The 11,578-nt window shown below is 39.3% G+C and carries 9 protein-coding genes; 6 read left to right on the top strand and 3 right to left on the bottom strand.

From position 1 onward, the window contains the following. Positions 1-2,445: fibronectin type III domain-containing protein (locus AC1TPB_RS14050; protein ID WP_482077061.1), on the top strand; the 2,445-nt coding region annotated here is incomplete at its 5' end. 172 nt (positions 2,446-2,617) lie between these two features. Here AC1TPB_RS14050 and AC1TPB_RS14045 read toward each other — a convergent pair. Then, on the bottom strand, positions 2,618-3,787 hold the full coding sequence (locus AC1TPB_RS14045) for an ROK family transcriptional regulator (protein ID WP_482077060.1): 1,170 nt from the start codon (positions 3,785-3,787) through the stop codon (positions 2,618-2,620). Between the two features lie 204 nt (positions 3,788-3,991). Here AC1TPB_RS14045 and xylA point away from each other — a divergent pair, with 204 nt between their 5' ends. From xylA to AC1TPB_RS14030, 3 genes are all read left to right on the top strand, one after another. After that, positions 3,992-5,305, top strand: coding sequence for a xylose isomerase (xylA, locus tag AC1TPB_RS14040; RefSeq protein ID WP_482077059.1), 1,314 nt, complete (start codon positions 3,992-3,994; stop codon positions 5,303-5,305). Between the two features lie 381 nt (positions 5,306-5,686). Continuing rightward, complete coding sequence (gene xylB / locus AC1TPB_RS14035; protein WP_482062377.1) at positions 5,687-7,183, top strand: xylulokinase; 1,497 nt, start codon at positions 5,687-5,689, stop codon at positions 7,181-7,183. 99 nt (positions 7,184-7,282) lie between these two features. Then, positions 7,283-7,621 carry a hypothetical protein gene (locus AC1TPB_RS14030; protein WP_482077058.1) on the top strand — a complete coding sequence of 113 codons (339 nt, stop codon included), beginning with the start codon at positions 7,283-7,285 and terminating at the stop codon, positions 7,619-7,621. Between the two features lie 40 nt (positions 7,622-7,661). On the opposite strand, the gene AC1TPB_RS14025 is transcribed toward AC1TPB_RS14030, so the two are convergent. Continuing rightward, positions 7,662-7,787, bottom strand: a complete 126-nt coding sequence (locus AC1TPB_RS14025) for a hypothetical protein (RefSeq protein ID WP_482077057.1) — start codon at positions 7,785-7,787, stop codon at positions 7,662-7,664. A gap of 157 nt (positions 7,788-7,944) precedes the next feature. Next, entirely contained in the window at positions 7,945-9,213 is a 1,269-nt protein-coding gene (locus tag AC1TPB_RS14020) for a BaiN/RdsA family NAD(P)/FAD-dependent oxidoreductase (RefSeq protein ID WP_482077056.1), read from the bottom strand. Between the two features lie 181 nt (positions 9,214-9,394). Between AC1TPB_RS14020 and AC1TPB_RS14015 the strand changes: the two genes are divergently transcribed. Continuing rightward, a complete protein-coding gene (locus AC1TPB_RS14015) occupies positions 9,395-11,062 on the top strand; it encodes a two-component system sensor histidine kinase NtrB (protein ID WP_482077055.1) in 1,668 nt (555 codons plus the stop codon). An 81-nt stretch (positions 11,063-11,143) separates the two neighbouring features. Continuing rightward, positions 11,144-11,578, top strand: a complete 435-nt coding sequence (locus AC1TPB_RS14010; RefSeq protein WP_482077054.1) for a BrxA/BrxB family bacilliredoxin — start codon at positions 11,144-11,146, stop codon at positions 11,576-11,578.

The following is an 11,578-nucleotide window of genomic DNA, read 5'->3' as shown; positions in this document are numbered from 1 at the left end:
TCGAGCAGGAGATTAACGATTCAAGATTACAGCTATGACCTAGACCGCTATTCACAACGTAACAAAGGGGTTACCACATGGGTTTGGAAGTGGAAGAAGGTCGATGATACAGATTGGACCGTTGGCAAGCCACCTAGTCAACTACAAGCGAATACCGATTATTTTGTAGCGTTAAAGGTAAAAGATATTGACGGGGCTTGGTCAAGTGAAGTTGTGAAGTATGTGACCACGAATCCATTCAATCAGCCACCAGTTGCTTTGTTCACGATTGATCCGAAGTCAGTCTCCTGGAGCAAGCAAGCCGTTGTAACCGATCATTCGTATGATCCCGATGGTGATCCAATCATTACGAGAGATTGGAAGGTATATCGAGAGAATAAGCTTATTTTAAGTAGCGGTACAACCCCTACATTTAATCAAATCAAGACAGCAGCAGTAGCAGCAGGGCTAGACGCTTTAGGAAATTATAAGCTTACATTACGTGTGCAAGATTCACAAAATCTATGGTCAGAAACATATACGGACTTTTTAGAAGTCATTAACTTCCCACCGATTGCCGATTTTGAACCAATAGAAGATACGTATCGAGATACGGTGAATAAAGTTACCAATCTAACCGCTAATCCCGATCAAGACGGTGACAATGTAACGTATCAATGGAAGCTCTATTATGGGGATAAATCCTATAATCTAGGAACAGCCCAGCATCCGAGTTTCAAAGTGAAAGATAGAGGGCTAGGTAAGTTAGCTGTAGGTACATGGCAGCTAGAATTGAAAGCGAGTGATCCATTAGGTGCTAGTAGTTATATGACTCATGCTTTTAATGTGGTCAACCAAGTGCCAACAACGACCATTACAAGCGGTCGCTCTACGGGATACATTAATGAACCATATGCTTACACCTCTAGTCGGTCCGATGCCGATACGGATGATGTAGCAAGCCTACAAACTTTTTGGAGATTAACGTCACCTTCAGGCAAAGTGAAGGAATGGTATACACAAAACATATCCATTACTTACGTTGAAAAGGGTTCTTATGTACTAGAAAATTGGGTAGTCGATCAATTGGATGCGAAAAGTGAAATCGATAAAAAGAACATAACGATTTTGAATCTAGCACCAATACCAGGCTTTACGATGAATCCGAATCCTACGTATCGAGGGGTAGATGTTAACTTTGTTAGTCAGGCTACGGATATGGATGGATATATTGATAAGCAAAAATACGAATATTTAGCAGACGATGGCTCTATTATTACATTAAGCTCAAGTGGCGATTTCACAAGATCATTTCAAACAGTTGGCAAATTGAATATACAACAAACGGTAACCGACAATGACGGTGCGACCGCATTGATTGTGAAACCAATAACTATTGTTAATCGTCTCCCTAACGTTGAAGTTACTACTCCAACAGCAACATCCCCCGCGACTGCTACCACCTTTACTTCATTAACTCCTACAATACACTGGAAAATGACAGATGCAGATAACGATCCGCAAGTGAAGTATGAATTAGTTTTGAAATCTATTAGTGGAGCGATATTGCAAACGTCATCTGTTGCTACAGGTTCAGCTCAATCATTTATCATTCCTAGCAACTGGAATCTTATTGAAAATACGATTTACCGAGTTACTGTTAGATCCTTTGACGGCTATGATTGGAGCGTATATGCAACCGATAAATATTTCAATATTATAACGAATCAGCCGCCAACAGCAGGATTTACATGGTCGCCAGCTACCATTTGGGAAGGTGATCATATTCAGCTCAAGCATCAAGTGGATGATCAAGATGGAGATATGCTGCTTGTTCGCTATAAAGTAACCGCGCCAGATGGAACGATTGCAATGTATCCGCAAACTAGTAACTATTCACTAACAAAAGCTCAATATAGTAGCGATGCATTTAGTATTCATAATGCTGCAATAGGGAAATATAAAATTGAGCAAACGGTATCCGATGGGAAGAGCGCTACGGTGCTGCTCACTCAATTCATCACTGTTAATGAATTAGATGTCATTGGAGAAGTTGTCCATACTGATCTATGGGAGCAATATAGATTAAGCTACAATCAATCTGCAACAACGAATGGTGCTGCTATATGGAATAGCGATCAATTTTATGGGGGTGAAAAATTCATACTGAAGGCAAGCACGACAAATACAGGGGCGATAGACTCAAGTTCAAATTCAACAGGGATTACTTATGCAAGAGAAGTAACTGTTTCGCTACTTAATAAATACGGTACGACTCTACTTCGTCAAAATGCTACGAAATGGACAGGTGAACTATGGCATATCGAATTTTCAGATATGAAGAAAGGGATGTATGATGTAATCTTTGTGGCGACTTACTCTAATGGCGTTGTAAAACAACATACCGTCACTATAGAAATTATCGGTAAAGCATCATCATTCGTAAGTCTCCATCGTTGGAAGTAGACAAGGAAATAGGTGAGATAAGGGAAGCCATGCGCTATTGAGTTTCTAATTTAAGCGGGGGTAACGAAGATAGAAATAAACAAAATATAAATGGGATACTCTAAGGTAGTTCATGACCTTGGGGCATCCCATTCTGCGTTTTTGTACTTAATGTATCCCATTTAGTGTAAGCCTATTGATGCGTCGCTTTAAATTGTTCGAAAAAACGATCAATCGCATAGTATGCGGCACCTCTAACAGCAGACAGTTCCTGTAGCTCAGCAAATAAAAACTGGAGCTGCTCTGTATGGAACGAAAGTGCCCGTTGTTGCACTGTTTTCTCGATCGATGGCATAATCCATTCTGCTGCTCTACTCATCCGATTGCCAATCATCACGCTATCTGGATTCAATGTATTGATAATGTTGGCAATTCCGATGCCGAGGTAATGTCCAATCTTCTCGAATAAATGCAGTACACGCTCATCACCTTGTTCAGCTGCCTGTATCAATTCATCAAGATGCTCAAAGCCATATTCAGAAGCATCCTCTAGCAAAGCTTTTTCTGAAGCATATAATTCCCAACAGCCTAGATTGCCGCAGGTGCACTCTTTACCGTTGAAATCAATTGATAGATGACCAAGCTCGCCAGAAAAGCCAGAAGTACCTTTGTAAAGCTCTTTATCGAGAATGATTCCCGAGCCAATACCATAGCCGACGCTAAGATAAATTTGATTGCGTATCCCTTTGCCCGCACCATATTTTTGCTCACCTTGAGCACCAGCATTCGCTTCATTATCGATAATGATCGGGTAATCAAACCGTTCCTCTAGCATTTGCTTAAGTGGAACTTCGCGCCATTTCATATTCGGTGCGAACAAAATTGTGCCATTTTGGTCTACAATACCGGGCACACCGACACCGATCCCGACGATACCGTAATTACTTGTTATAGCTTGTTCTATTAATGTATCGATGCTCTGAATTAATGCATCAAATGCTAGCTCACGTTTCTGGTTAGTAAGCTTTTGATAGTATTCCTGTTCAATGTTTCCGTTAAGATCGACTAGGACACCGCGAATATAATTGACGCCGAGATCGATGCCTATCGCATAGCCAGCCTTATCATTAAATAAGAGTAAAACAGGCTTACGACCACCGCTCGATTCACCAGGGCCGATCTCTAGTACAAGATTATGCTCGATTAATTCGGCTACTAAATTAGAGACAGTCGCTTTATTTAACCCTGTTTGTTCAGATATTTGAGCACGAGAAAGTGGGGCGTGCTTACGAATACATTTCAAAACAATATATGAATTCAGTTTTTTGACTAAAGCAAGATCACCTGTAGATTTGGCTTTCAAAGTGAAACCTCCGTCCGAAAATATAATACTGAAAGTAGTATAGCATAAAACTTTGTTTATTTAATAGACAAACTAAGTATTGTTATGTTATTGTTATATCAAGGTTGCTAGATAAAGCGATTTCAATACTGAATTTTTGAAGTCACTATCTAGTCAGATATCAATTTATTCAATTAAATTATCTATTTTAGGAGGATTCATTATATGACTTATTTTACTAGCTTTGATAAAATCCAATTTGAAGGTAAAACTTCTAAAAACCCATTCGCATTCAAACAATACAACCCAAGCGAAGTGGTTTCAGGTAAAACTATGGAAGAACATCTTCGTTTTGCAGTTGCTTACTGGCATACATTTAACGCTAACGGTGCTGATCCTTTCGGTACTGCTACAATGATTCGTTCTTGGGATAAATTCGATGGTCTTGATCGTTCGAAAGCGCGCGTAGAAGCTAACTTTGAATTTATGGACAAATTGAACATTCCTTACTACTGCTTCCATGACGCAGATATCGCTCCTGAAGGTGCAACACTACAAGAAACAAACAAAAACATCGATGTTATCGTTGCTATGTTGAAAGACTACCAAAAACAAACAGGCAAAAAGCTTCTTTGGAACACAGCTAACAACTTTACAAACCCTCGCTATGTACATGGTGCTGGTACAGCTGTTAATGCTAACGCTTATGCTTTTGCAGCAGCTCAAATTAAGAAAGGTCTAGAAGTTGGTAAAGAACTAGGCGCTGAAAACTATGTATTCTGGGGCGGTCGTGAAGGTTACGAGTCTCTTCTTAACACGAATATGTCTCTTGAGCTTGATAACCTTGCTCGCCTATACCAAATGTCAATTGACTATGCTAACGAAATCGGTTTTGACGCTCAATTCTTAATCGAGCCTAAGCCAAAAGAGCCAACAACTCACCAATATGATTTCGATGCTGCAACTACAATTGCATTCTTACAAAAATACGGTTTACAAGATAAATTCAAACTTAACCTTGAAGCTAACCATGCTACACTAGCTGGTCATACGTTCGAACACGAAATTCGTGTTGCTGCAACAAACGGTATGCTTGGATCGCTTGATGCTAACCAAGGTAATATGCTGCTTGGCTGGGATACAGATGAGTTCCCAACTGATCTATATGCTACAACGCTTACTATGTATGAAGTTCTTAAAGCTGGTGGTATTGGTCGCGGTGGCGTTAACTTTGACGCTAAAGTTCGTCGTACTTCCTTCGAGATGGATGATCTAGCTCTAGGACATATTGCTGGTATGGATAGCTTCGCATGGGGCCTAAAAGCTGCTGCGAAACTAATCGAAGAAAAAACTTTCGATAGCCTAATTGATGATCGTTATGCAACATTCACAACTGGTATCGGTGCAGATGTTGTTGCAGGTAAATCTTCTCTTAAAGCTCTTGAAGCACATGCATTAACAAACCCAGTTGTTGATAACAGATCTGGTCGTATCGAGAGATTACGTCTACAACTAAGCGAAGCAATCTACAGCGTGTAGAGGAAATTCAATAAGCGGACTTTATAACAAGAAAATTTACAACTTATATAAGTGTTTCCAACTAATGCTTCCGAAGCGATTACACGTTTCAGGGAGCATTAGTTGAAATTAAAGCAAAAAGTTGCTTTACTCATCGTCACTTGGGTCCATTTATGTGAATTAAAGAAAAAACTTGCATTAATGTGTCTAGTGAACTACTCGATGGAGCTAATAAAGCAAAAAGTTTCGTTAATATGTCAAGCGGGCTAGTCCATGGAGCAATTAAAGCAAAAAGTTGCTTTAATGACCATCTACCTGTTGTGTTTACGTGAATTATGACAAAATTTTGTCGCCAGGAAGTCTAATCAGAATACAACAAAATGTTTTAGGAGGTTACAGTCAATGAGCTATGTTATTGGTGTTGATTTAGGTACGAGTGCGGTTAAGACGTTGCTCATGGATCGTAAAGGTAATATTGCAGCGGAAGCTACTCGTAGTTATCCTCTTTTCCATGACCGCCCAGGCTATAGCGAACAGCGTCCTGAGGATTGGGTAACTGCAACGATTGAAGCGATGAATGAAGTAGCTTCTGCAGAAGGTATTGATGCATCGACTATTGAAGGAATTAGCTTCTCGGGTCAAATGCATGGTCTTGTACTATTGAATGAGGCTGGCGGCGTTGTACGTAATGCCATTCTTTGGAACGATACACGTACTACAGCAGAGTGCCGTGAAATTGAGTCGGTTCTTGGTGATACTTTACTTAGCGTAACGCGCAACCCAGCGCTTGAAGGATTTACATTGCCGAAAATTTTATGGGTTCGTAAGCATGAAAAAGAATTATTTGATCAAGCTTCGATCTTCTTATTGCCGAAAGACTATGTACGTTACCGCTTAACTGGTGAGTTGCATATGGATTATTCCGATGCAGCTGGTACATTACTATTAGATGTAGCTAGTAAAGTATGGAGTAAGGAAGTATTGAAAGCATTCGATCTTCCTGCTAGCTTCTGCCCTCCACTTGTAGAATCACATGGTCTAGTTGGTACACTTCTTCCAGAGGTTGCTACTGCATCGGGACTATCTGCATCGACTAAAGTATTTGCCGGCGGTGCTGATAATGCATGTGGCGCAATCGGTGCTGGTATTTTATCAGAAGGATTAACGCTTAGCAGTATTGGTACTTCTGGTGTTATTCTTTCTTATGAGAACGACAAGGACAAAGATTTTGCAGGGAAAGTACACTTCTTCAACCATGGTAAAGAAAATTCATTTTACGCAATGGGTGTAACGCTTGCTGCTGGCTATAGTCTGAGTTGGTTCAAGAAAACATTTGCTGCAACTGAGTCATTTAACGAAATGCTCGCAGGAATTGAAGACGTTCAACCAGGTTCGAACGGGCTGTTATTTACTCCATATCTTGTTGGTGAACGTACGCCACATCCAGATGCTAACATTCGTGCAAGCTTTATTGGTGTAGATGGTTCTCATGAGCGTGTTCATTTTGCTCGTGCTGTTATGGAAGGAATTACATTCAGCTTGAACGAATCAGTTGATATGTTCCGTCAAGCAGGTAAAGTTGTTGATAAAGTCGTATCGATTGGCGGCGGAGCACAAAATCCAGTATGGCTACAGATGCAGGCTGATATTTTCAATGCCACTGTTGTTTCACTTGAGAACGAACAAGGTCCTGGTCTAGGTGCAGCAATGCTTGCAGCATATGGCTGTCAATGGTTCACTAGTCTTGAGGAATGTGCAAGTCAATTTGTGAAGCATGCGGATAGCTATGAACCTAATGCTCAAGCTGTTGAGCAATATGCAGGTTTATTCCGAATTTATCAGCAAATTTATGCGCAAACCGTTTCTATTAATGAACAGCTTGTTCCATTCCGTGGATAATTCATATGTATAAAAAGCTCCTTCTTGTTGGATAACTAAGATACATCCCGAAAGCTATATGCTCAGGAATGGACTCATCCAATAGAAGGAGCTGTTTTTATGTCATCACCGATGGCGATTGTATTTGATTTCCCTGATGAACAAAGTACGTTAAATGCTTTTTCTTTGTTACAAGAGCTAGGATATGATCCCTCTTTACATGATGCAACGAGATTACATATTCATGTCATTAATGAGGATCTTACTTCGGCACTTGAGATTACTCAGGCTAATGGAGGTACACTAGTTGAACAAGCTCATATTCAAGATGAACTGATTGCTTCAACCGCGTATGGGCTTGATGCGATATTAATTCCTGCATATGTTGTTAATGAAGATTTAATTGCCGAAGAGGATGGGCTGCCAACGATTGAGGGTCTTTCATCATTTTCAGGGTAGTTCAAAAAGCGGACTTTGATAACGAAGTAACGCAAGTAGCTTAATCGACATCGAATATGAAGCGAACTTGGAAAGTACGGCATAAGCTTCCGATGTATGTTTCTTGCAGAAACATTGTAGGTTCGCGTGTACCAAACACGTACACTTGCGCTTCCGCCTTTCTCAAGTAGCGCTCCATTTTCTCGGCTTTCGAAAGCCCGCTTTTTGAACTTTGATTTGAAGGGGTAGTTCAAAAAGCGGACTTTTTGAACTTTCACGCAATAACAGGCTGTAGTATTGAAGGAGTGAAAAACCTTCAATACTGCAGCCTGTTTAATTTATTATTATTGTAAAGTTAAGCTCTCAGCTGCATCTCGACCAGCGTTATAGCCTGTCGTAAATGCCGCGGTAATATTGTAGCCGCCAGTGTAGCCATGAATATCAAGAATTTCACCACAGAAATATAACCCGCTCATCAGCTTCGATTCCAATGTACTTGGATTAACTTCCTTCAAAGAAACTCCCCCACCTGTAACAAAAGCTTCCTCAATCGATAAGGAATCATGAATTCGGATCGGAAAGGCTTTAATAAGATTGGCTAGCTCCAGCCATTCCTGCTTTGGAATATGATCGAAAGTAATCTCTTCTTGTAAATTCGCTCGTCGCATCAATAGTGGAATCATTCGTTCGGGAACAAATGATTTCAGAACATTTTTCACCATTTTCTTGGCATCACTTTGACAAAGTAGATAGGATTGATCATGGACCTCCTGCACGGTTAACTCAGGCTTAAGATCAACGGTTAAGCGAATCGGCGTACCTGAACTTTTCATCAATTCTTTAACGACAAATTGACTACAGCGCAGTACAATTGGACCGGATATGCCAAAGTGTGTAAAGATCATATCACCTTGATGGGTAATAAGCTTCTTTTCCTTTAAGCTCCAAACAGAAAGTGTAACATCACGTAAAGACAAACCTTGTAATTCTTTGTCTGCAATAAAATGCTCTCTGGACGTAAGTGGAACTTCCGTTGGGAATAATTGGGATATTGAATGACCTGCATCCTCTGCCCATGCATAACCATCTCCCGTAGAGCCTGTATGAGGGACTGATTTTCCGCCAACAGCGACAATTACTTTTTGACAATGAACGATTTCTCCCGACATTAATCTGACACCAGTCACTTTACCTTCTTCATAAATGACTTTAGCAACAGGACTATTGACTTTAATATGAACACCGAGTCTACGAACTTCTCCAACTAAAGCATCAACGACCGACTTTGCTTTATTAGATATTGGGAACATGCGACCATTATCTTCCTCTTTTAAGGCAATACCAAGCGATTCGAAAAATGCCATAATATCGTAATTACTGAAAGTAGCTAAAGAACTATGCAAGAATCTACCATTTCCTGGGATGTTTTTAATTAATTCATCAATATCTTTTGCGTTAGTTACATTACATCTTCCGCCACCAGAGATGCCTAATTTTCTACCAAGCTTGTCTCCCTTATCCAAAAGCAAGACATTAGTACTGTTTTTTCCAGTTGCTACAGCTGCCATTAGTCCAGAAGAACCGGCGCCGATAATAATAATATCGTAATACATATTAATCCTCATTTTCATTTATTATTAAAAAATGTCGAAAAAGCAAATAAAATGCATATAATTATTTTGGCTATAAATGTAAAAAATATAACCAAAGATGCTTGTAATTGTGTATACTAGATATTAACATAAATCGAAGCGATAGGCGAAGTGTTGTTAATTTGCTAGAGGAGGATTCTTGATGCTTTATGCGATTGTATCATATGCTATTATTACTACATTACCCGCTGCATACATGTACTTCTACCCTACGAATGCTAACTCTGAATCTTCACGCAAACTAACTGTAAGTGCAATCTCACTAATCTCTTTCATTATTCAAACTCACTATATGCTGGATTTAAATAATCTTCAATACTGGTTTGCTATGGTTCCATTATTTTTCACTGGCCTATATGCAGGGAAGCATTACCTTGCAATGGTCGCAGTTGGCGCAGTGTTGTTTCATCTATTTTATTATACCTCGGGTTTAGAATTTCTTATCTATACCACCTATGTGTTTATTATCTCTATAGTAACCTTCACCATATACTATAAGTATCAAACTTTACATAATATCGGGAAAATTATATTAATAATGAGCAGTGTTACAGTAGCCGGCATACTATGCGTACTTCTTTATATACAAAGTGCAGCTCCACTCATGGTTAACAATATTGTATATACATGGTGGGAACAAATCGAATATGGACTACTATTTTATAGCTCGCTGCTGATTTCAGTTATGGCACTCATTAGACAAGAGGATAAAGACCGAATAATTACTTTATATCAATCATTGAACCGTACTTATCATCATGAATTAAGCACATGGATTCAAGTCATAAAAAATGCACCTTTTGCTGTAATGAATGTAAATGTAAATAATGAAATTATATATGCAAACAACAAAGCCTATGAGGAGCATTCGCTTCTCCAGAGTGTAAGTAATAAATTGGATTGTAATCTAAAACTTGATGATGTACTTTCTTCATCTGACAGCTCGTCTGTTACACAACTTGTTGAACAAGTATTTATGAACAAAATAGCAGCTAATATTACTCAATTTGATGGTGAGAATTGTTATATGTACTCTGCGTTACCAATTTTCACTCATGATAATAAGCAAATTTTAGCTGTCTCATTATTTGTGCAAGATATAACGGAGTTACATATTCTTCGTCATGAAATAGACCATATGGATAGATTAAGCTTAGTTGGCCAGATGGCGGCTAGTATTACGCATGAAATACGTAATCCAATGGCAGTTATTCGCGGGTTTGTACAGTTACTCGAAGAAAAAAGTGGTTCTAAGGGGCATGAGTACTTTCGTATAATTATAGATGAGCTTGATCGAGCAAACGCGATTATAACTGATTTTCTCGCGCTAGCACAGCAACGTGAGGTCAAAAAAGAGTTCCAACAAATTAATAAAGTTATTGATGATTTATCGCCGCTTCTGCTTGCCGATGCAAATCTTAGAGGACAGACGATGGAAATTACATTAGCTGAACAGCTTCCACCTATTTCGATTAATGAGCGAGAAATTAAGCAACTTATGTTGAATCTCTCTCGCAATGCGATGGAAGCTATGGATCAAGATGGTCATTTACATATTAGTACGACGCGGTGTAGTGAAGGGATATTACTCTGCGTATCCGATCTAGGTCCTGGAATATCTGACGATATGAAAATTAAAATATTTGAACCGTTTGTCTCCACGAAGGATACAGGAACTGGATTGGGACTCCCCTTATGTGCAGATATTGCAAAACGCCATAATGCCCATATTAAAGTACTAAATAATAAAGAACGGGGAGCTATTTTTCAAATTTTGTTTCCGATTGAGAAACAGCGATTAAGCTCATAATATAAGCTTAATGAGTTGCACTGTTTCATGCTCAGAAGGTATAATGAGAGTCAGATACAAAAAACTAAGGGAGTGTTATGGATGTCCATGTCATTTGAAAGATATATGTTAGATATGATTCAACCAATGCGAGATGATCTTACTAGCGTTGGTATTACAGAATTGCGTACGGTAGAAGAGGTGGAAGCTAATCTTCCTACAGCAAAAGGAACTGCTCTTGTTGTTATTAACTCAGTATGTGGCTGTGCTGCTGGTCAATGTCGTCCTGGTGTAGCTGATGCACTTCAACATGCAGTAACACCTGATCAATTATTTACTGTATTTGCTGGTCAAGATAAAGAAGCTACTGCAAAAGCTCGCGAATATTTCGCTCCATATCCACCTTCTTCACCTTCAATTGCGCTTATGAAGGATGGCGAATTAGTATACTTTATCGAACGACACAGTATTGAAAATCGTTCTGCTGCTGATATATCTGCTGATTTGGCTGCAGCGTTTGATAAATTTTGTGGTTAA

This window comes from Paenibacillus sp. Y951 (genome assembly GCF_056786395.1).
Note: the sequence above shows the minus strand (reverse complement) of the source record. Positions and strands in the feature narration are given on the sequence as shown.

Excerpts from the sequence above, each read along its gene's own strand:
- AC1TPB_RS14010 (WP_482077054.1), top strand. The coding sequence starts at position 11,144 with ATGTCCATGTCATTTGAAAGATATATGTTAGATATGATTCAACCAATG.
- AC1TPB_RS14030 (WP_482077058.1), top strand. The coding sequence starts at position 7,283 with ATGTCATCACCGATGGCGATTGTATTTGATTTCCCTGATGAACAAAGT.
- xylA (WP_482077059.1), top strand. The coding sequence starts at position 3,992 with ATGACTTATTTTACTAGCTTTGATAAAATCCAATTTGAAGGTAAAACT.
- xylB (WP_482062377.1), top strand. The coding sequence starts at position 5,687 with ATGAGCTATGTTATTGGTGTTGATTTAGGTACGAGTGCGGTTAAGACG.
- AC1TPB_RS14015 (WP_482077055.1), top strand. The coding sequence starts at position 9,395 with ATGCTTTATGCGATTGTATCATATGCTATTATTACTACATTACCCGCT.
- AC1TPB_RS14020 (WP_482077056.1), bottom strand. The coding sequence starts at position 9,213 with ATGTATTACGATATTATTATTATCGGCGCCGGTTCTTCTGGACTAATG.